This window comes from Paraburkholderia unamae (assembly GCF_003268775.1).
GTDB lineage: Bacteria > Pseudomonadota > Gammaproteobacteria > Burkholderiales > Burkholderiaceae > Paraburkholderia > Paraburkholderia unamae.
Window position 1 is genome coordinate 76,335 of record NZ_QLSU01000037.1, and the last position, 20,484, is coordinate 96,818.

Sequence of the window (20,484 nt, forward strand, 5' to 3'; positions counted from 1 at the left end):
GGAGCGCCGTCAGCCTACAAAGGCAAAGCAGGAGACAACAGATGTCCTCTAATCGCTCGACAGTTTTCGGTAGCTGGGCCCGCACAACGGCGGTGGTTGCGGCTATTGCGGTCGTTGCCGCAACGGCGTTCACGAGCACGGCCGCCGACGCCGGTACGCTCAACGTCAACGTTTCGGCGCGCGCCAACCAGCGCTCCACATGGCAGGACGCCTTCGACCAGTTCAAGAAGGCCAATCCCGACGTCGACCTCAAGGTCTCCTATATCACCGAGGAAGCCTACAAGGTGCAGATGGGCGGCTGGCTCGCCACCGACCCGCCCGACGTGGTGTCGTGGCATGACGGCGAGCGCATGGCGTACTACGCCGAGCGCGGCCTGCTCGAAGACCTTTCGGCCGACTGGGCGAAGAACGGCTGGAACGAGCAGTACGCGGCCGTCAAGAGCGCGTCCACGTGGAACGGCAAGCAGTACGCCGCGCCGCTGGGCTATGACGCTTATGGCTTCTTCTACCGCAAGGACCTGTTCGAGAAGGCGGGCATCAAGTCGGAGCCCAAGACCTGGGACGAACTGCTCGCCTCCTGCAAGAAGCTCAACGCCATCGGCGTGCAGCCCATTGCCGTCGCCGCGCGAGATAGCTGGACGCTGGCCGCGTGGTTCGACTATCTGGACCTGCGCATCAACGGCAACGAGTTTCATCAGCAGTTGATGGCCGGTCAGATTCCCTATACCGACCCGCGCGTGAAGAAGGTGTACACGACGTGGAAGGCGCTGATGGACAACCACTGCTTCATGGAGAATGCGCTGTCCTACGACGTCGATTCGATCGCGCCCGTGCTCGTGAACGGCAAGGCCGCGATGATGCTGATGGGCACGTTCTTTTCGGCCAGCTTCCCGGCGAACATGAAGCAGAACGTGGGCTTCTTCCGTTTCCCGATCATCGATCCGGCCGTGCCGACGGCCGAGGACGGCCCGGTGAACGTGCTGCTGATTCCCGCGAAGGCCAAAAACAAGGCCGACGCGCGCCGCCTGCTCGCCTTCATGGAAACGCCGAAGATCAACGCCGAACTCGCACAAGGCTGGGGCCAACTGCCTTCGAACAACAAGGCCGCCGAGCCTGACGATCCCATCTCCAAGGTTGGCTTCCAGACGCTCGCGAGCACGCGTGGGGGCATTGCGCAGTTCTACGACCGCGACATGCAAAAGGAAATGGCCGACGAAGGCATGAAGGCCATGCAGCAGTTCTACAGCGATCCGTCGCAGATCGACGCGCTGCTCGCGCGCCTCGAAACGACGCGTCAACGCATCTACCACAAGTAAAGCCGTGGCGCGGCGGGCGCATTGCGCCGCCCGTCGCGCCTCGTTCGAACACCGGCGAGGCTACTCCATGTCCGATACCCTGGCGCGCCCCATCGGGGCCGCGCGGCAGCGTCGCGCCTCCAGCGTGCGACGGCAGCAGAATCGCGCCGCGCTTTTCTTCCTGCTGCCGGGCTGCACGCTCTTTGCACTGTGCGTGGTCTACCCGATCTTCAGCAGCATTACGCTGAGCTTCTATAACTGGGACGGCATGACCGCGAAGACGTTCGTCGGTCTCGCCAACTATGTCGAGCTGTTTCACACCGACACGTTCTACACGGCGCTCAAGAACAACCTGCTGTGGCTCGTGCTGTTCCTGCTCGCGCCGCCGCTCGGGCTCGCGTTCGCGCTGTATCTGAACCAGCACGTGCGTGGCATCCGCATGGTGAAGTCGCTGTTCTTCGCACCGTTCGTGCTTTCGGGCGTGGTGGTCGGTCTCGTGTTTTCGTGGTTCTATGATCCGACCTTCGGGCTCCTGAAGATGATTGTCGGCCACGGCATACCCGTGCTCGGAGACCCCAAGCTTGTGACCTACGGCATCATCTTTGCCGCGCTCTGGCCGCAAACGCCGTTCTGCATGGTGCTTTATCTCACGGGGCTCACGGCCATCAACCCCGAGATCGTCGAGGCCGCGCGCATGGAAGGCGCGAAGGGCTGGCGGCTGTTCTGGCACGTCGTGCTGCCGCAACTTCGCCCGGCCACGTTCATGGCCATCGTGCTCACGGTGATCGGCGCGCTGCGCAGCTTCGACCTGATCGCCGTGATGAGCGGTGGCGGCCCGTTCGACAGCTCAACCGTGCTTGCGTATTTCATGTACGACCAGGCGATCAAATACTACCGCGAAGGCTATTCCGCATCGATTGCCGTCGTGCTGTTCGCCATCATGCTCGTTTATATCGTGTTCCATCTGCGCCGCATGCTGCGCGAAGAACGCTGATCTTCTCGCTGATTTTCACGGAGTCGCCGCTCATGTATCCGCTTCCCGTCGATCGCTGGAAACCCGCGAATCGCGTGCTCTACAAGATCTCCTTGCCCCTCGCGCTCGTTATCTGGCTCTTGCCGATGCTCGCGGTGCTCGTCACCTCCATCCGTTCGACCGACGAATTGCAGCAGGGCGATTACTGGGGCTGGCCGAGGCACTTCGCGCTGCTGGAGAACTACGGCGCGGCGCTCACGCAAACGCCCATGCTCCATTACTTCGCGAACAGCGTGCTGATCACCGTGCCTTCGGTAATCGGCGCCATCGCGCTCGCTTCGATGGCGGGCTTCGCGCTCTCCACCTATCGCTTTCGCGGCAATACGGCCGTGTTGTTCGCGTTCGTCGCGGGCAATTTCGTGCCGATCCAGATTCTCATGATTCCGGTGAGAGACATGGCGCTGCGCTTTGGGCTCTACAACACGGTGTGGGCGCTCATCATCTTTCACGTGTCGTTTCAGGCCGGTTTTTGCACGCTGTTCCTGCGCAACTTCATCAAGCAGTTGCCGTTCGAGTTGATCGAGGCGGCGCGCGTGGAGGGCGCGAGCGAGTGGGCCATCTACTGGCGCATCGTGCTGCCGCTCGTGCGGCCCGCGCTTGCCGCGCTCGGCATTCTCGTATTCACGTTCGTGTGGAACGACTACTTCTGGGCGCTGTGCCTCACGCAAGGCGACGACGCCGCGCCGATCACCGTGGGCGTGGCCGCGCTCAAAGGGCAGTGGACCACGGCGTGGAATCTCGTGGCGGCGGGCTCCGTGCTCGCGGCGCTGCCTTCGGTGCTGATGTTCTTCGCCATGCAGAAACATTTTGTCGCGGGGCTCACCTTCGGCGCCAGCAAGGGATGACCCGGCTGCGCGGCGCCGAAGGTTCTTTTTCCTCTCTTTCGTATTCCTGACGTTATTGCAAGGCGGATTGTCACTCATGCAAATCGGTGTCTGCTACTACCCCGAACAATGGCCGCGCACGATGTGGGCCGACGACGCGCGGCGCATGGCCGAACTCGGCATCACGCATGTGCGCATTGGCGAATTCGCCTGGAGCCGCATGGAGCCGCGCGCGGGCGTGTACACGTGGGACTGGCTCGACGACGCGATCGAAACGCTCGCGGCGCGCGGGCTCAAGGTCGTGCTCGGCACACCGACGGCCGCGCCGCCGCGCTGGCTCGTGGATGCGATTCCCGACATGCTGGCCATGCGTGCGGACGGCACGCGCTGGAATTACGGTTCGCGCCGCCATTACGACATCGCGAGCGAAGCGTATCGCGCGCATTGCGTGCGCATTACCGAGGCGATGGCGCAGCGCTATGGCGCGCATCCCGCCGTGGTCGCATGGCAAACCGACAACGAACTGGGCTGCCACGACACCGTGCCGAGCTGGTCGCCCGCCGCGCAGCAGCGCTTCCAGGTCTGGCTCGCCGAGCGCTACGGCACGATCGAAGCGCTGAACGAGGCTTGGGGCAACGTGTTCTGGAGCATGGAATATCCCTCGTTCGAGGCGGTCGGGCTGCCGCTGCGCACGCCCACCGACGCGAACCCCGCGCATCACCTGGATTTTCGCCGCTACATGTCCGACGAAGTGGCGAGCTTTCATCGCGAGCAGGCGGACGTGCTGCGACGCCACGCGCCGAAAGCGGACATCCTGCACAACTTCATGGGCTTTTTCACGACCTTCGATCACTACCGGTTTGCGGCCGACAAGGCGATCGACGTGGCGACATGGGACAGTTATCCGATCGCCCGCACCGAAGTGATCGGCTTGCCGGAGGCGCAGAAGGCCCGCTATGCGCGCACGGCGCACCCCGATGTGTCGGCGTTCGATCACGACCGCTACCGGGCGATCGGCGGCGGACGCTTCTGGGTCATGGAGCAGCAGGCGGGGCCGGTGAACTGGGCGCCGTTCAATCCGGTGCCGGCGCCGGGCATGGTGCGCTTGTGGGCCTACGAGGCGTTTGCGCATGGGGCCGAGCTCGTGTCGTATTTCCGCTGGCGTCAGTGCCCCTATGCGCAGGAGCAGATGCATTCGGGCCTCAATCTGCCGAATAACGAGCTTTCGCCGGGCGGTCGCGAAGTGGAGCAGGCCGCGCGCGAGATCGCCGGGAGCGCCGCGCTACGCAACCTCGCGCCGGCGGGGCGCGCAAACGTGGCGCTCGTGTTCGACTACGAGACGCAGTGGATGTTCGAGATCCAGCGCCACGGCGCGAGCTTCGATTATCAGACGCTCGCATTCGACTACTACAGTGCGCTGCGCGAGCACGGGCTCGATGTCGATATCGTTTCGCGCCATGCGGATCTGTCCGCGTATCGGCTCGTGGTCGTGCCGTCGCTCGCCGTGATCGACGACGCCTTCGTCGCTCAAATCGAACGCAACGAAGGGCAATGGCTGTTCGGGCCGCGCAGCGGATCGAAAACGGAGCATTTCGCGATTCCCGGCGACTTGCCGCCCGGCGCGTTGCAGCGCGTGCTGCCGTTGCAGGTGCTCGAAGCCGAGTCGTTGCGACCCACGCTCGCGCCGACGGTTGCGATCAACGGCGTGCAGGGCGCGGCGCAGCATTGGCGCGATCACGTGCGCGCCAATGGCGCCACGCGCGTGGAAGCGCAGTTCGATGACGGCTGGCCCGCTCTGCTGGCGCACGGCCGCGTGCGTTACGCCGCGGCATGGCTATCGCATGAACTGCATCTGGCCATGCTCGGCGACGCGGCGCGTGCGGCGGGACTCAAAACGCAGCGCTTGCCCGAGGGGTTGCGCCTGAGCCGTCGCGGCGGACTGTGCTTTGCGTTCAACTTCGGCGAGCAACACGCCCACGCGCCCGCGCCGGAAGGGGTGGATTTCGTGCTGGGCCAGCGCGAACTGGCCAGAGGCGAGGTTTGCGCGTGGCGCGAGAGCGCGTAGCGGCGCGTCTTCTCGCGGCGTAGTCACTTCGGAATTGGCTTCTTGATCGGGTCGTGCTCGCCGGCGATGGCGAACACGACGATCTGCGCAGGCTCCGTCGCGCTCGCGTTGCGCGCGAGGATGTGGTGCGCGCCGGGCGGCTCGTACCACGCCTCGCCCGGGCCGTAGGTGCGCGGCGGCGAGCCTTCGAGTTGCGATTCGATATGGCCGCGCGTGACGTAGGCGAAGATCGAGCCGGGATGCATGTGCGGGTCCGAAGTCTGGCCGGGCGCGAACGTCACGGTTGCGATCAGCACGTTCTTGCCCGCGGCCTCGGGCACCGCCTGTTTCAGCACGGGCTGGATCGTTTCACCTGAGGCATCGTGCGCGAGCGCGGCCTGCGCCGCCAACAGCATGACGCCCGCGCCAATCCAGGCGCGAAGCGATGGCAGGCGGCGCGGCGTCTTCTGGCGCGGGATGTGGAGGTCGTGGCGCGGCGGCATGGTCGTTCCTTCTCGTGAGTGCGCCTTGAAGGCGCGGCGGAACCCATGTTAGGCGCGCGAGCGCCGCGCCGAAATGACCAATCCCCCGGAATTTCAGGTAGCCACCGCGGCGCGGGCGCGTCAGAAGATGTGCCGCATGCCGAGGCTCACGCCCACAGTCGAACCCGCCACTTCATACAGCGCGTTGTTGATCGACAGGCCCGTATCCATGTGCCCGTGATTGTTGACGTAGCCGACCTGGCCGTAAAGCGTCGTGCGCTTGGAAAGAAAGAACTGCACGCCGCTCGACGCCATGATCGAGTGATTGTTGCTGTCGTTGCCGTCGCGCGTGTACCAGACGCCAGCATCGACGTTGAGCCAGGGCATGACCATGTAGCTCAGGCCCCCGGAATACACGCTGTTGTCGAACGACTGCGAGACCTTGTAGAGCGCGTAGGAAGCCGAGATCGTGAGCGAATTCGCAAAGCGATAGCTCGCGCCGATGGTGCGCCCCACGAACTCCACCGTGCTCGGAATCGGCGTGGTCGCCGCACTGCCGCCTGCGTTGCCGCTATAGAGCGCGCCGGTCAGCGTGAAGCCCGCGATGTGGTAGCGCAGGCTCGCCGAATACTGGCGTCCCGCCTGGAAGTCGCCCGCCGCGCCGCCCATGGCGAACATGCCCGCCGCCTGGATGCCGGCGATCTCCGGCGACGTGTAGGTGAGCGCATTGCTGTTGAAGAGGCCGGTGACATAGACGTTGTCCACGTAGCTCACGAGACCGCTGCCGAAGTACGACATGCCGCGCGGGTCTGTCTGGTAGAGCGAGAGGAAAAACGGTGAGTACTGCAAACCGGCCTTGACCGTACCGTAAGGGCTTTCCATGCCCACCCACGCCTGGCGGCCGAAGAAGTTGCCGTTGGAGTTGTTGAACTTGCCGTTGGCCATGCTGATGCCGCTTTCGAGCGCGAACATCGCGTGCAGGCCGCCGCCCAGATCCTCGGTGCCGCGCATGCCGAAGTTCGATCCCGTCATGCCGCTGTCCGTGAAGGAAAACTGATGACCGGCGTTCTGGCCGGTCTGCATGTTCATCGTGTGGCTCGTATAGAGGAGGGAACCGTCCACGATGCCGTACAGGGTGACGCTGCTCTGCGCGCTCGCGACACCCGCCGCGCCCATCAAGCCAGCCGCCGCGAGGCAGCGAGCCAGCCGTTTCATGCCCAGGTTGTCGCGTTGTAACATTTCGTCATCCTTAACGTTTTCTTTGGGTTGAGGTGGATAGTGAAAGTACGTTAGACGTGCGTGCTGCCGCTTCAGGCAATAAGGGGCCGAGGCTCGCTCAGGAGCCGCGTATTTCAGGCACTGGAGGTATGGCGTTCAGGCGCGGCGTGCGCGCCGGGCGGGGCCCGCGCGGGGGCGCAGGAGCGTTGGCGAGCGCGGGGTCATCGTGGGCCTGCAAGGCATGAGCCGGATTGAATGCGCGTTCACCGATCGCTTCTCCACTGACGAGGGGTGTGCAACGTTGAAGGACTGCTACGTTCGATGGAGGGTATTTTGGTACGACCGTGCGGAATCTGTCATCCTGGGAGAAACGATCACATTCGCGCATCGATGCCATGCGTGCGCCGCATGGACGCAAGCGCGCGGCATTCAGCCAGCCGGATTCTCTTCGTCCTGCGACGGCGCGCTGCCCGCGGGCGTGCCCAGTATGCTGACCTGGAAGGTCGGCGTGCCCGCGAGCGATTCGAGGCTCGGGTCTTCGGGGTAACTCAGGAGCAGGGGCAGGATGACCGAGCCGCCAATCACGGCGCGGCGGCTGTTGTCGGCCGGGCGCAGGCCCCACACGTCCTGGTAGACGAGCGGCACGGTCTTGCCGTCGCGCTCGGCGACGCCCAGGTAGAGCATGACGTGGCCGCCTATATAGATGAGCGTGCGCATGGGCGCGCCGTGCTGCACGAGCCAGTCGAGCCGCTCGGCCGGGGTGGACGCCGAGAGGTCGGTCATGACGCCCGCGCTCATCTGCGTGGACGAATGGCGCGGCAGCCACACGCCGAACGCCGTGAAAATGCTTTGCAGTTCGGCCGAGCAGTCGTTGTCGAAGTTCGTATTGCCCCAGCCGTAGGGGCGTCCGATCAGCGCTTTCATCAACTGTGCGAGATGGCGCGGCGTGGCGGTGAGCGGCGCGGGCACGATCGTGTCCGCATCGAGCGGCGCGGTGCGTATTGTGGCGCGGCCGTCCACGTCGCGCACCGGCAGCACGACTTCGCGCGGCCCGCGCAAAGGCAGCAGCGTGCCGGCCGGCGCGTCGAAGCGGAACACGCCGCCGCGGTCGCGCAGCGCGGCGGACGCCACGACCACGACGCCCAGCGACTGCTTCGCCGCCGCACGCCAGGCGGCGACGAATGCGTCGTCCACGCTCGCCACGCCGTCGCTGCGCACCCAGCCCTGCACATCGGGCGTTTGCACGTAGCGCCACGCGCCGTCCGCGCTCGTGCCGAGCACATAAAGCGGCGTGCCGGGCCGCACCGCGCTCACCTGGAGGTTGTCGAAGGGGTAACCCTCGCCCGCAATACGATGCGAGTAGAACGACGGGTCGATGGTGGGCAATTCGCGCACGAGCAGCGGCGTCGTTGCAATCGCGCGGCGCGTGGCGTCATAGGCGTTGGCCTGTTCGAACTGGTTGACGTTGGCGTTGCGCTCGATGGCGTCGATCCATGCCTTCGTGTGCGGCCGGAAATTCATGCCATAGCCGACGCGGCGTGGCGGCTTGCCGGTGTTGTCGAAGAGGGCGAGGCGGCGAGTTTGCAGCGCGGCGATGTCGCTGCCACCGTCCCGATACACATGCTGCTCGATAAACGCGCGATTCCACGGCGAGGGATCATGCGGACCCGCACCGAAATAGCGTGCGAAGAGGGCGTCGAATTGCGCGCGCTGGACTTCAGGGGAAAGGAAGGGCGTGTCGTAGGCCGCGCCGGCCGGATCGATCCAGCGATCGACGTTCTGGTCGTAGTGCTCGATCGGGAACAGCGCGACCGTGTCGGGCGGCAGCGCGTTTGCCGCTTGCGTGTGCGAGGCCGGACCGGTTGCGCAACCCGGCAGCACGCACGCGGCGACGATGGTCAGCGCGGCCAGCGTGCGCATGCGGGCGCGCGGAGCCCGTGTGGAAACCGGAAGGCGAGCGAAAGAATCGAGGGCGGGGCGCATGAACGAGGGTGCGGAGCGACAACCCGTGGATCATACAGGAGCCACCGCCCGCGCCGGTTGCGCCAACGCCCGGTCCTGGCGCGAAGCTGCGCGCTTATTGCTCGATCTGCCGGTTCCAGCGCGAGTCCCATTGCGCGCGGTGCTCGTTGATCACGTCCCAGTCCACCACCGTCACCTTCTTCACGAGCTGGTCGAGGTTGCCGAGGCTCTTTTGCATGTCCGGCGGCATGGTCGCGTTCTGGTTGGTCGGGATCTGCTTGCCCGCTGCCGCCGCCTTGCTTTGCGCAGGCGCCGAGAGGAAGAATTGCGCGAGCTTTTGCGCGAGCTGCGGGTCGGGGTTGTTCTTCACGACGCACAGGTCGACGAGCAGCAGCACGGCGCCTTCCTTCGGGTTCGCATAGGCCACGGGCAGGCCCTTGTCCTTCAGGTCGCCAACGGCCGTGGGCGTGAGCGGGAAGAGGCCGGCCTCACCGGTCTGGATCATCTCCGAAAGCTTGGCCGAGTTCGGAATATATTCGACCACGTTCGGGCCCACCGTGCTGCCCCACTTCGTGAAGCCGGGCTCGACGTTGGTCTCGCTGCCGCCCATCAGGCGGTTGATGGCGAGAAAGCCGTGCAGGCCGAAGGTGCTGCTGGAGGCCGACTGGAACACCACCTTGCCCTTGTACTTGGGATTGGCGAAGTCGAGCCACGAGGTGGGCGGCGCCCAGCCTTTTTCGGCGAACACCTTGGTGTTGTAGCCAATGCCGGTCATGCCGAGCTGCACGCCCGCGCCCATGTCACCCTTCATGCGGGCGAACGGGTAAAGCTCCTTGAGCACCGGCGAATCGTCGAGCTTCTCGCACACCCCCATGCTCACCGCGCGAGCCATTACGCCGTCGTCGAGGAAGGCCACGTGGATCTGCGGGCTGTTGCGGTTGGCGAGCAGCTTCGCGAGCACGTCGGAGGAGGTGCCGGGCACGACCACCACCTTCACGTTGTTGGCCTTTTCGAAGTCGGGCAGGACCTGGCTCGTATAGGCCTTCTCCATCGGGCCGCCGTTCATGCCGACATAGATCGTTTTCGTTTGCGACCAGGCGGCAGTCGAGCAGCCGAAAGCGACGAGTGCAGCCAGCGAGGCGAGTGTGCGTGTGCTTTTGCGTGTGCTTGTGCGTGTGATTCTCATCGTGGGGACTCCTTATTTGATGGGGAGAGCGGCATGAACGGGAGACTGCGTGAAGCGGCCGATCGCGAACGCTTCGATAGGCGTGCTCGTCGCGCCTTCGGTGACGAGTTCGGCCAGCACTTCGCCCACGCCGGGCGCGAGCAGAAAGCCGCCGCCGGAGAAACCGAAGGCGTGCAGCAGGCGCGGCGTGGTCTGACTGAAGCCGATGATGGGGTTGCTGTCCGGCGTTTCGCCTTCCACGCCGCTCCATGTGCGAATGAGGAGTGCGTCGCGCAGGCCGGGCAGCAGCGCGCAGGCGTCGCGCATGACGGCGCGCGTGGTGGCGGTGGAGGGCTGCGCGTATTCGCCGTCGCCGTGTCCGCGCCCGCCGCCGATCACGCAGTTGCCGCGCTCCACCTGGCGCGCGTAGACGCCGCCGCCATACACGCCCAGGTTGTGCTGGATGAAGCGCGGCAGCGGCTCGGTCACCCACATGTTCGGATAGATCGGCTTCATCGGCACGGTTTCGCCGAATGCGCCCGCCACTGTATTGGCCCAGGCGCCCGACGAGTTGATGAGCCAGTCGGCGCTCACGCGCGCGTCGCCCGCGCGCATCTGGAAGCGGCGGCCGTCGAAGCTCAGTTCGCTGAGCGCGGTTTGTTCCTGCACGTGCGCACCCGCGCGCCGTGCCGCCGCAGCGAAGCCGGGCGAAACGAGGCGCGGATTCGCATGGCCGTCGCTCGCGCAGAGCGCCCCGCCAATGGCGGCACGCCCGAGCCATGGGTAGCGGCGGCGAAACGCTTCGCCGCTCATGACCTGCGATTGCACGCCGTAGTCGCTCGCCATTGCGGACCACGCGTGCAGCGCCTCGATGTCGCTGTCGCGGCGTGCGAGGCGCAAGTGCCCTGAAACGACGAATTCACCGTCGATGCCGATCAGTTCGGGCAAGCGGTTCCATACGCGCCGCGCGCGCACCGCGAGCGGCAGTTGCTCGGCGCTGCGGCCGTGAGTGCGCACGCCGCCGTAGTTCACGCCGCTTGCCTGCGCGCCGCAAAAGCGCCGCTCGAACAAGCCGACGCTCACGCCCTGGCGTGCGAGCGCAAGCGCCGCCGACGCGCCCACCAGGCCGCCGCCCGCGATCACCACCTGAAAATGGCGCGTATCACTCATCGTGGGCTTCCTCTTCGACCACCTGCACGCCGTCTTCGAACAACATCGGCGAGATCGGAATGGGTTTGATGGGCGCCTGGCTGCGCAGACGTCCCACTTCGTGCAACGGCTTGCCGGTCTCCGCGCTCAGGAGCGCCACGGCCGATTCGCCGCACATGCGCCCCTGGCACCGCCCCATGCCGATGCGCGTGAGCGCTTTCAGGCGATTGACCTCGGTGGCGAAACCGTTGCGTATGCAACTACGCAGCGTGCCCGTATCGACTTCCTCGCATCGGCAGACGATCATGTTGTCGGGCCAGCTGGCGGCGCAGTTGTCGGGCGGTGCGAAGGCCTGCTCGATGCCTGCGCGAAAGCGCGCAATGCGCTCGAGCTGCTTTTCGAGGGCTGCGGCGTCGGGGGAATGGGGGGCGCGCGGCGGCTCGATGCCCAGGTCTTCCAGTACCGCGAGCGCGGTGCGGCGGCCCGCGAGTTCGGCGGCGTCGGCGCCCGCGATGCCCGCGCCGTCGCCTGCCAGGTAGACGCCTTCAACCGAACTGCGGCCCGCCGCATCGCGCGCGGGCAGCCAGCAGCGATTGAGCGTGTCGAAGGCGAAGTGGCAGCCCGCGAGATCGGCGAGCTGGGTTTCCGGGCGCAAGCCGTAGCCAAGGCCCACGGCGTCGCACGCGATCGCGTGCTCCTTGCCGTCGGCCGAGCGCCAGCGGACGTATTCCACGGCCTGCTCGCCGTCGACGCCCGCGAGGGTGACGCCGTGCTCGATGCGTACGCCATGCGCCTTGAGCCACGCGACGTAATACATGCCCTTGGCCAAGGTGCCCGGCTGGTTGAGCAGCTTCGGCGCGGCGGCGGCCTGGCGCGCGAACGGGCTCGTGTCGAGCACGGCGGCCACTTGTGCGCCCGCTTTCGCGTACTGGTAAGCGACCAGATAGAGCAGCGGCCCGGTGCCCGCGAACACGGTGCGCGCGCCGATGGCGCAGCCCTGCGCCTTGAGCGCGACCTGCGCGCCGCCGGGCGTATACACGCCCGGCAGCGTCCAGCCGGGCAGCGGCACGATGCGGTCGGTCGCGCCGCTCGCGATAAGCAGATGCGACCAGGGCACGCTCGCTTCGCGGCCTTCGCACAAGGTGTCGAGCCGCCCCGGCTCGCACGACCACGCGAGCGTGTCGGGACGGTAGTCGATTTTCGGCAGCAGATCGGCCATGGCGTTGTGCACGGCGTCGGCCTTCTTCGCTTCGAAGCCGTAAAGCGTGGCTTTCGATCGCGCGAAGCCCGCGCCCGCAGCGGGCTGGCGGTAGATCTGGCCGCCCCAGCGCGCGTTTTCGTCGATCACGGTGGGGCGCAGGCCCGCGGCCACGAGCGTTTGCGCGGCGCGGATGCCCGCCGGCCCCGCGCCCACGATGACGATGCGAGTCGGTGTCGCGTTCATTGCGCACCGCCTTCGGCATCCGTGCCGAAGCGCGTACGCACGCGCATGCCTTCGCGTAGCGGCGTCGAGCAGGCGCGCAGGCGCGTGCCGTCCTCGCTGCGCACCCAGCAGTCCTGGCACGCGCCGATCAGGCAGAAGCCCGCGCGCGGCGCGCCGCTGAATTCGCTGCGGCGCACGTGGCGCTGCTGCGTGAGGATGGCGGTGAGTAGCGTGTCGCCCGCGAGCGCCTCGACTTCAACGCCGTCGAGAACGAAGGTGACGCTCGCGCGCGCGGTCTCGGCAACGCGGACGAACTGGGCAAGGGGATGCGGCGTGACGGTGCTCATGAGAAGTCGGTTGCCTGGCAGCGTGATTCGAACTTTCGAAAGGGAGGCGGGGCGGCGTTCAGTGCTGCCCGATCAGGATGCGGTTCAGGCCGTACACGCGATCGAGCAGCAGCATCGCGCCCGCCGTGATGAAGATCACGAGCGCGGAGACGGAGGCCATCATCGGGTCGATCGATTCGGTCGCGTACATGTACATGCGCACGGGCAGCGTGACGGTTTGCGGCGAAGTCACGAAGATCGACATCGTCAGTTCATCGAAGCTGTTGATGAACGCGAGCAGCCAGCCGCCGGTGATGCCGGGCACGATCATCGGCAGCGTGACGCGGCGAAAGGTGGTCCACGCGTTCGCGCCGAGCGAAGCGGCCGCATGCTCGATGCTGCGGTCGAGGCCGCTGACCGAGGCGAGCACGAGCCGCATGACGAACGGCGTGATGATGATCATGTGCGCGAGAATCAGCCACGCGAACGAGCCGGTTGCGCCGATCAGCGCGAAGAATCGCAGCAAGGCGATGCCGAGCACGAGCCCCGGAATCACGAGCGGCGAGAGCAGCAGCGCGCTGAGAAAGCCGCGGCCCGGAAAGCGCGCGCGGCCGATCGCGAGTCCCGCGGGCAGCGCGACGACGAGCGAGAGCGTGGCCGAGGCGAACGCGAGCTTGAGGCTGTTGAAGAACGCGCTGATGAAGTCCGGGTAGTCGAGAATCGCGCGGAACCAGCGCAGCGAGAGGCCGTGCGTGGGCAGCGTCAAGGTTTCGTCGGGCGTGAAGGCCACGAGAATGACGATGACGAGCGGCGCCAGCACGAACAGGATGACGAAGCTGTGGAACGTGAGAGCGAGCGGTCCGTTTTTACGCATGATGTGTTTTCCTGGCGATGCCGCGCATTAGCCCATGCTGCGCGCGTAGCGGCGCTCGAGCACGCGATAGTAGGTGAGCATCACGATCAGATTGGCCACGAGCAGGAGTACGGCGATCGTCGCGCCGAGCGGCCAGTTCATCGAGCTCAGGAACTGGTCGTACACGGCCGTGGCCGCGACTTTCAGGCGGCGGCCGCCCAGCAGGCCCGGAATCGCGAAAGCGCTCGCGGAGAGGCCGAACACCATGAGGCTGCCCGAGAGAATGCCGGGCATGAGTTGCGGCAGCACGATGCGGCGCAGGGTGATGAAGGGCGAGGCCATCAGCGAGAGCGCCGCGTTCTCGGTTTGCGGGTCGAGGCGTTGCAGCGCGGTCCACACCGGAATCACCATGAACGGCAGCATGACGTGCACGAGCGCGATGACGATGGCGAAGGTCGTGTATTCGAGCTTGAAGGGGCCCGCGCCGAACAGGCCGAAGAACTGGTTGACGAGGCCGTTCATGTTGAGCAGCATGCTCCAGCCGAACGCGCGCACCACCACGGAAACGAGCAATGGCGCGAGGATCGCGAGCAGAAAGAGCGAGCGCCACGGGTCGCGCATGCGCGAAAGGATATAGGCCTCGGGCGTGCCGATCACGACGCACAGCAGCGTAGTGAGCGCGGCAATGCCGAAGGTGCGCGCAAAGATCGTATGAAAGTACGACGAGCCCAGCACTTCTATGTAGTTATGCAGATCGAATGCGGCAATCGGTCCGCTCGACGGATCGAAGCGGTAGAACGTGAGCGCGAACGTCATGCCGAGCGGCACGAGCACGAGCGCCGAGAACAGCAGCAGCGCGGGGGCGCTCATGAGCCACAGCGGCAGGTAGGCCTGCCAGCCGGCGCGCATCGCCGTGCGCGCGGCGCGCTGCGGGGCGGGTTGCGGCGAAGGTTTGGAAGCGGGCAGCGAGCTAGACACGGGCGCCCTCCTGCGGGATGAAGCGGATCGCGTCGCTATGCCAGTCGATGCCCACCTGGTCGCCTTCGGCAAGCGGCTCCCGGCCTTCGTTCTGGCAGCACACGAGCATTTCGCCCGCGCGGCTGTCGAGCCGGTAAAGCCACTGGCTGCCGAGGAAGAAGCGGCTCGTCACGCGGCCCGCAAGGCGCCCCGCGCCGTGCGCGCACAGCTTGAGCTTTTCGGGGCGGATGCACAGCGTGATCGCGTCGCCCACATCCACGGCGCGAGCGTGCCCGGACAGTTGCGCCGTCGAGCCCGTTTCCGCGAGATCGTTGCCGAGGTCCACGCGTATCGTGTCGCCCTCGCGCGCGACGATGCGGCCCGCGAGCATGTTGGCCTTGCCGATGAAGCGCGAGACGAAATCGTTTTCGGGCCGCTCGTACGCGCGATACGGCGTGTCGACCTGAGTGATGCGGCCGTTCTCCATCACGACCACGCGGTCGCTGATCGAAAGCGCTTCGGACTGGTCGTGCGTCACCATCAACGTGGTCGTGCCAATCTTGCGCTGAATGGCGCGCAATTCGAACTGCATGTCTTCGCGCAGCTTGGCGTCGAGATTGGACATCGGCTCGTCGAGCAGCAGTACGGGCGGCGCGATCACGATGGCGCGCGCGATCGCCACGCGCTGGCGCTGGCCGCCTGAAAGCTCGCGCGGAAAGCGGTGCGCGTAGGCGTCGAGGCGCACGAGCGCGAGCGCCTCGCGAATGCGCTCCTTGCGCTCGCTCTTGTCGACGCCGCGCATTTCGAGGCCGAAGCTCACGTTCTGCTCCACGCTCATGTGCGGGAACAGCGCATAGCTCTGGAACACGATGCCGAGGCCGCGCTTGTTCGGCGGCATGTGGGTGATGTCGCGGCCGTCGAGCGTGATGCGGCCGCGCGTGGTTTCCACGAAGCCCGCGATCATTTGCAGCGTCGTGGTCTTGCCGCAACCCGAGGGGCCGAGCAGCGAGACGAACTCGCCTTTTTCCACCGAGAGATTGACGCCGGTGACCGCTTGCAGGTCGCCGAACGATTTCGATACATCGGTCAGGGTGAGGAACGACATGGTCTGGTCTTCCAGTGCATTGGGTGCGCTTCGCATCCGTTGAATCGGTTGCATTGCCTGAAAGCGACTCTAGCTAGCCAAATTTTTGGTCGTCAATTTAAAATTCCATCGAGCGATAGAAATCTGGCATATATTCCGATTAATGGAATGTATAGCGGAATCCATGCTTGAACTATTTCATCAGGCGATCCTCGGGAAATCCCTGAATGCGTTGAGCGCCGCATGGGCGGTGCAAACCGGGGCCCGGCTTCAACCCACGCGCCCATCCGTATGAGCTTTCGGCGGGTATTCCGCTGAATGGAATAAATCGAGGGAAACATGGCGGCAATGGAAGAGAAAAGTGGAAGCCACGGCGACGACGCGCGCGGCGCGGGCGTCTTGCAGCGCGCGTTCGCGCTGATCCGCGCGCTCGGTGAAAGCCAGGCGGAAGGCAGCCGCGTGACGGCGCTCGCCAAGGCCGTGGGTCTCACGCAGGCCACCGTGCATCGGCTCTTGCAGGGGTTGATCGCCGAAGGTGTGGTCGAGCAGGACGAAGGCACGAAACGCTATCGCCTGAGCGTGGACTTTTTCGCGCTCGCGGCGCAGGCGGGCAACCCGAGCGGCATGCGCACGTTGTGCCGTCCCGCGCTGCTGCGCCTGTGCGCAAGCCTTGGCGACACGATTTTCCTGCTCGTGAAAAGCAGCTTCGACGCCGTGTGTCTCGACATGTGCGAAGGGCCGTTTCCGATCCGCTCGTTCACGGGCGACATTGGCGGGCGCGTCGCGCTGGGCGTGGGGCAGGGGAGCCTGGCGATTCTGGCGTTCCAGCCCGAGGCGGAGCGCGAGGAGATCATTCGCTTCAACGTGCCGCGCCTGCGCAGCTACGGCGTGCTGGACGAGGTGTACCTGCGCACGGAGATCGAGCGCGTGCGCAAGCTCGGCTACGCCGGGCGCAATACCGGTGTGCTGGAGGGCATGGCGGGCGTGGCCGTGCCGATTCTCGACCGCACCGGCTGCGCGGTGGGCGCGCTGAGCGTGGGCACGCTGGCCGCGCGGCTGACCGAGGACCGGCTGCCCACCATCGTCGAATTGCTCAGGCGCCAGGCGGAACTCATCGGGCCGCAGACGAATCCGTTCGACGTGGCGGTGCGCCGTCCCATGCATGGCCTCACGCGCGCCATGACGACGCAACCGTTGGCGTGAGCCGCGCGCGATCGTGAGGGGCTCGTTAGAACGGATTCCTGACTAAATCGCGGAATCGATGTTGATTCGCGTTCGCAGGGCGCCTGGCGAGTTTCCCGGTTCGTCGCGGGCATGTTGCATTGCGCAATCCACGAGTATGTTCGGACGAAAATCGGCCGTGGGGTGTTGTCATCCGCATACGGCTTGGTTTTGGCGTAAACGGCCGGGACGCTGTTCGTAGACTGGAGTCGGTGTGCTGACGGCAGTTTGCCGAGGTGGACTTTTGCGGTCCATCACAGCGCGAGCGACGAACCCGAAACAAGCGTGGAAGCGCATGCAGCGCCGTGTGACTGCGCAAGCACCCGGCAATCGGGATAACAGGGAATAACACCGCCGCGTGAACTGTCGTATCGGGCACACACGCCGTTGCCATGTCGAAGAGAAGCCATTGAGGAGCGTGGGCGCCGGGGGAAAGTGGGAGCGCGTGCTGGATCCCGCGGCGCTTGCAGTGAGAAAAGACCGGTGACCGATGACGACCATAAACGACCGGACGTTGCCCGTTGTTGAGCGACCGGCAGGCACGTTTGCGCCGGTGCCCGCTCGCGCGGCGCATTCGATCTTCCATGAGCGCTGGTGGCTCGATATCGCCACGCAAGGCGACTGGAAGCTTGCCGCGGTAAGGCAGAACGACGAGATCGTTGGCGAGATGCCGTACGCGATCTGGCGCACGCGCCTATGGCGTATTTCGCATCTGCCGCCGCTCACGCGCACGCTCGGCCCCGTGATCCAGCCGGTGACTGGCAGCGAGGCCCGCCAGCGGCATCACACGCTCGATGTCACCGCGCAGCTCATCGATCAGTTGCCCGAGTGTGACAGCTTTTTCCAGGTGCTCGACCCGAGCGTGGACGATGCGCTCGCCTTCGCGCTGCACGGCTTCACGGTCTCGGCGCGCTACACGTTCCGCATTGACGCGCGCACGACGGCCGACGAAGCGTGGTCTCGTTTGAACAGCAAGACGCGCAATGTGATCCGCAGCGCTTCGCGTGAATTGACGATCCTGCCGGACCTCTCGCCCGACGAATTCCTGGCGTTCTATGACGCGAATCTCGCCGCGCGCTCGCGCACCAATGCCTATGGGGATGCCGTCATGCGCCAGCTCGTCAACGCATTCGTCGAGCGCAATGCGGGCACGCTGATGGGCGCGTACGGGACGGACGGGAAGCTCGTCGCCGCGGTCGGGCTCGTGTGGGACCATCGGGCGATGTATTACCTGCTGTCGTCAAGGGTGCGGGACGCGCACTGCGGCTCCATCAGTCTCTTGCTGTGGACCGCCATTGTCCGCGCGCTGGAGCGCAGGCTCACGTTCGACTTCGACGGCTTTTCGAGCCCATCTACGTTCAGCTTTCTCAACGGCTTCGGCGCGACGCTCACGCAGCGCCTGGGCGTCGAGCGGCAGCGCACCGTGTATCTGTTGACGCGCACGCTCAAACGCCGGCTCGCGCCGGCACGCGTATTCGCCCCCAATCTATAAGACCTTGAAAGCCTGGTGGATTGCGGACTGCGAACTAAACGAGTTCGTGTTGCGCGGGGTCGCGTGCATTGCGCGTCGTGACCTCGGCCAGTTCAAGCGCGCTCGAGGCGAACAGCACCGGCGTCCACCGCCGGATGGCGGATTGCGCGCCCGCCGCGAAGCGCTCGCGCAGCGCCGGTTCGCCGCCCAGTTGGCCGATGCGCTGCGCGAGCGTCGAGACATCGCGCGGCTCCACGACGAAACCGTTCACGCCGTCGATCACCACTTCGCCGGCCACGCCGCAGGTGCGCGTGACGATGGCAGGGCACCCGGCCGCGAACGCTTCGTTCACGCACAGACCCCATTGATCGAATTCGCTCGCCAGCACGATGAACTCGGCTAGCGCGTAGAGATTCGGCATCTCCTGGTTGGCGAGGGAGTTGAGTATCGTCACGTGCGTCGTGAGCCCGAGCGAGGTGATACGCTCGCGCAATTGCGCTTCGAGCGGCCCCTGGCCGACCAGCACGAGGCCGATATTCTGCTTGTACACGCCCGATTTGCGGTAAGCGTCAATCAGCACGTCGACGTTCTTGCGCGCGACGAAGCGGCTCACACACAGCAGGTAGCGCTGCGGCAAGCCGAAGCGCGAGCGCACCGCCGCAGGATTGCTGCACGCGGTTTGCGCCAGGCGCGAGAAGTAGTCGACATCGATCACGTCGAAGCCGATGCGCGAGCGCTCCTGCGGAATGCCGAGCGATTGCGCATAGCGGCGATGCTTCTCTCCCGCGACGAGCGCCCCGTCGAAGCGGCTCACGACGAAGCGTTTGAGACGCTCCTTGGCGCGCTGGCGCAGGCCGTCGTCCGCTTTGGAGTCCGACATGTAGATGAGCTTGAAACGTCGCGTGATGTGCCTGAGCACGCATAACACCGTCGAATAGCCGGTGTTGTAGCCTAGCGTGATGACCACGTCGGGCATGAAGCCGCGTACCTTCGCAATGAGGCGGGCCGTGCCGCGCGCGCCGAGGCCGTCGCTGTCGGCGCCGTCCTCCACCAGCGTTTCCGCGAGGTGCGGGCGGTTCGCGAAGAAGGCGGCGCGGCGCTCCTGCGGGAAGCCGTACACGCCGGAGCGCGCGAAGACTTCGAGCAGCGCCACTTCGTGACCGCGACCGGAGGCCGCGCTGACGAGAGCCTCATAGCGAGGGACGTGATAGTCGCCCAGGTTGCCAATGACGAAGAGGATGCGCATGGACAATGACGGCTCACCGTGGAATGGGCCGCGCACCGCGCCGGTGCGTGACCGCGTTATTCGCGACAGTCGTCGTAACCTGCCGGGCAGCGTTCGCTGCGCCACGCCGCCCGCGCATTCGCGGCGGGGAACCGCAGTCTCGCCATTTGGAGCATGCTAACCCGAGCGTGCCGGGTTTTTACGCATTGTCGGGGATCAGCGAACACTTGTCCGATATGGCGGGAGCCGCCGGAAACCCGAAACTGCCCGGCCAGGTTTTCGTCGGAGGAATGAAAAATGCTTATCCCCGGGCATGGCGGTGTGTTGTGCGGGGTTGTGGGTTGGGTCGAATGCGGCAGTGCACGAAAAATTGTCACATCGACCGTTCAGACTTGAGGGTTCGGATGTTTCGATACGTGGGTAGCGTGGAAAACGCTTAAGCTTTTCATCAGTTTCCAGGCCTATCATCAATAAGATTTACCGGTGCAGCCTTTAGCCTTCAAATCGATAACAAACATGCGAACCAGAATGGCAATCGAATGGAATGCGTAATGGTTCGGAAGTGGGTTTGCAAGCAGATCTGGAAGCTTTGAATGCCGGCAAGGCGCACCACATGGCAACCCATGTTTCACCACACTGCGCGGACAATCGAGCAATATGAAAACGCTGTTTCTACAGGCCCCGTCGTATGACGGCTTCGACGGTGGCGCGGGCTCGCGCTACCAGGCAAAGCGCGAGATCCGCTCGTTCTG

Annotated in this window: 17 protein-coding genes; 6 read left to right on the top strand and 11 right to left on the bottom strand. The window is 65.5% G+C overall.

Annotation, left to right across the window (positions count from 1 at the left end; all coding sequences use genetic code 11):
- The first annotated feature begins 41 nt into the window (after window positions 1–41).
- The 4 genes from C7401_RS38305 to C7401_RS38320 all read left to right on the top strand — a co-directional run bounded on the left by C7401_RS38305 (window position 42) and on the right by C7401_RS38320 (window position 5,217).
- Complete coding sequence (locus C7401_RS38305) at window positions 42–1,316, top strand: ABC transporter substrate-binding protein (protein ID WP_112177245.1); 1,275 nt, start codon at window positions 42–44, stop codon at window positions 1,314–1,316.
- Between the two features lie 67 nt (window positions 1,317–1,383).
- Window positions 1,384–2,289 (top strand): carbohydrate ABC transporter permease, encoded by a 906-nt coding sequence (locus C7401_RS38310; protein ID WP_112177246.1) that lies wholly within the window; start codon window positions 1,384–1,386, stop codon window positions 2,287–2,289.
- 32 nt (window positions 2,290–2,321) lie between these two features.
- A complete protein-coding gene (locus C7401_RS38315; protein ID WP_112177247.1) occupies window positions 2,322–3,173 on the top strand; it encodes a carbohydrate ABC transporter permease in 852 nt (283 codons plus the stop codon).
- A gap of 76 nt (window positions 3,174–3,249) precedes the next feature.
- Window positions 3,250–5,217: a beta-galactosidase gene (locus tag C7401_RS38320; protein ID WP_112177248.1), complete on the top strand. Its 1,968-nt coding sequence runs from the start codon at window positions 3,250–3,252 to the stop codon at window positions 5,215–5,217.
- 23 nt (window positions 5,218–5,240) lie between these two features.
- On the opposite strand, the gene C7401_RS38325 is transcribed toward C7401_RS38320, so the two are convergent.
- From C7401_RS38325 to C7401_RS38370, 10 genes are all read right to left on the bottom strand, one after another.
- Complete coding sequence (locus C7401_RS38325; RefSeq protein ID WP_112177249.1) at window positions 5,241–5,699, bottom strand: cupin domain-containing protein; 459 nt, start codon at window positions 5,697–5,699, stop codon at window positions 5,241–5,243.
- A 120-nt stretch (window positions 5,700–5,819) separates the two neighbouring features.
- On the bottom strand, window positions 5,820–6,893 hold the full coding sequence (locus C7401_RS38330) for a porin (RefSeq protein WP_112177270.1): 1,074 nt from the start codon (window positions 6,891–6,893) through the stop codon (window positions 5,820–5,822).
- 432 nt (window positions 6,894–7,325) lie between these two features.
- Window positions 7,326–8,816 carry an SH3 domain-containing C40 family peptidase gene (locus tag C7401_RS38335; RefSeq protein ID WP_112177250.1) on the bottom strand — a complete coding sequence of 497 codons (1,491 nt, stop codon included), beginning with the start codon at window positions 8,814–8,816 and terminating at the stop codon, window positions 7,326–7,328.
- A 157-nt stretch (window positions 8,817–8,973) separates the two neighbouring features.
- Window positions 8,974–10,044 (bottom strand): ABC transporter substrate-binding protein, encoded by a 1,071-nt coding sequence (locus C7401_RS38340; protein ID WP_112177251.1) that lies wholly within the window; start codon window positions 10,042–10,044, stop codon window positions 8,974–8,976.
- A 12-nt stretch (window positions 10,045–10,056) separates the two neighbouring features.
- Window positions 10,057–11,193 carry an NAD(P)/FAD-dependent oxidoreductase gene (locus C7401_RS38345; RefSeq protein WP_112177252.1) on the bottom strand — a complete coding sequence of 379 codons (1,137 nt, stop codon included), beginning with the start codon at window positions 11,191–11,193 and terminating at the stop codon, window positions 10,057–10,059.
- Window positions 11,186–12,616 carry an FAD/NAD(P)-dependent oxidoreductase gene (locus tag C7401_RS38350; RefSeq protein ID WP_112177253.1) on the bottom strand — a complete coding sequence of 477 codons (1,431 nt, stop codon included), beginning with the start codon at window positions 12,614–12,616 and terminating at the stop codon, window positions 11,186–11,188. The genes C7401_RS38345 and C7401_RS38350 overlap by 8 nt, the downstream gene beginning before the upstream one ends.
- A complete protein-coding gene (locus C7401_RS38355; protein WP_112177254.1) occupies window positions 12,613–12,942 on the bottom strand; it encodes a (2Fe-2S)-binding protein in 330 nt (109 codons plus the stop codon). Before C7401_RS38355 ends, C7401_RS38350 begins: the two co-directional genes overlap by 4 nt.
- A 58-nt stretch (window positions 12,943–13,000) precedes the next feature.
- A complete protein-coding gene (locus C7401_RS38360) occupies window positions 13,001–13,795 on the bottom strand; it encodes an ABC transporter permease (protein ID WP_112177255.1) in 795 nt (264 codons plus the stop codon).
- Between the two features lie 27 nt (window positions 13,796–13,822).
- Window positions 13,823–14,683, bottom strand: a complete 861-nt coding sequence (locus C7401_RS38365; RefSeq protein ID WP_112177271.1) for an ABC transporter permease — start codon at window positions 14,681–14,683, stop codon at window positions 13,823–13,825.
- Between the two features lie 61 nt (window positions 14,684–14,744).
- A complete protein-coding gene (locus C7401_RS38370; RefSeq protein ID WP_112177256.1) occupies window positions 14,745–15,836 on the bottom strand; it encodes an ABC transporter ATP-binding protein in 1,092 nt (363 codons plus the stop codon).
- Window positions 15,837–16,163: 327 nt separating this feature from the next.
- Here C7401_RS38370 and C7401_RS38375 point away from each other — a divergent pair, with 327 nt between their 5' ends.
- Complete coding sequence (locus tag C7401_RS38375) at window positions 16,164–17,018, top strand: IclR family transcriptional regulator (RefSeq protein ID WP_112177257.1); 855 nt, start codon at window positions 16,164–16,166, stop codon at window positions 17,016–17,018.
- Between the two features lie 508 nt (window positions 17,019–17,526).
- The gene (locus C7401_RS38380; protein WP_112177258.1) at window positions 17,527–18,528 is read left to right on the top strand and encodes a GNAT family N-acetyltransferase; all 1,002 of its coding nucleotides are present in this window, start codon (window positions 17,527–17,529) and stop codon (window positions 18,526–18,528) included.
- 34 nt (window positions 18,529–18,562) lie between these two features.
- Here C7401_RS38380 and C7401_RS38385 read toward each other — a convergent pair whose 3' ends face one another.
- Window positions 18,563–19,753 (bottom strand): glycosyltransferase family 4 protein, encoded by a 1,191-nt coding sequence (locus C7401_RS38385; RefSeq protein ID WP_112177259.1) that lies wholly within the window; start codon window positions 19,751–19,753, stop codon window positions 18,563–18,565.
- Window positions 19,754–20,484 lie beyond the last annotated feature (731 nt).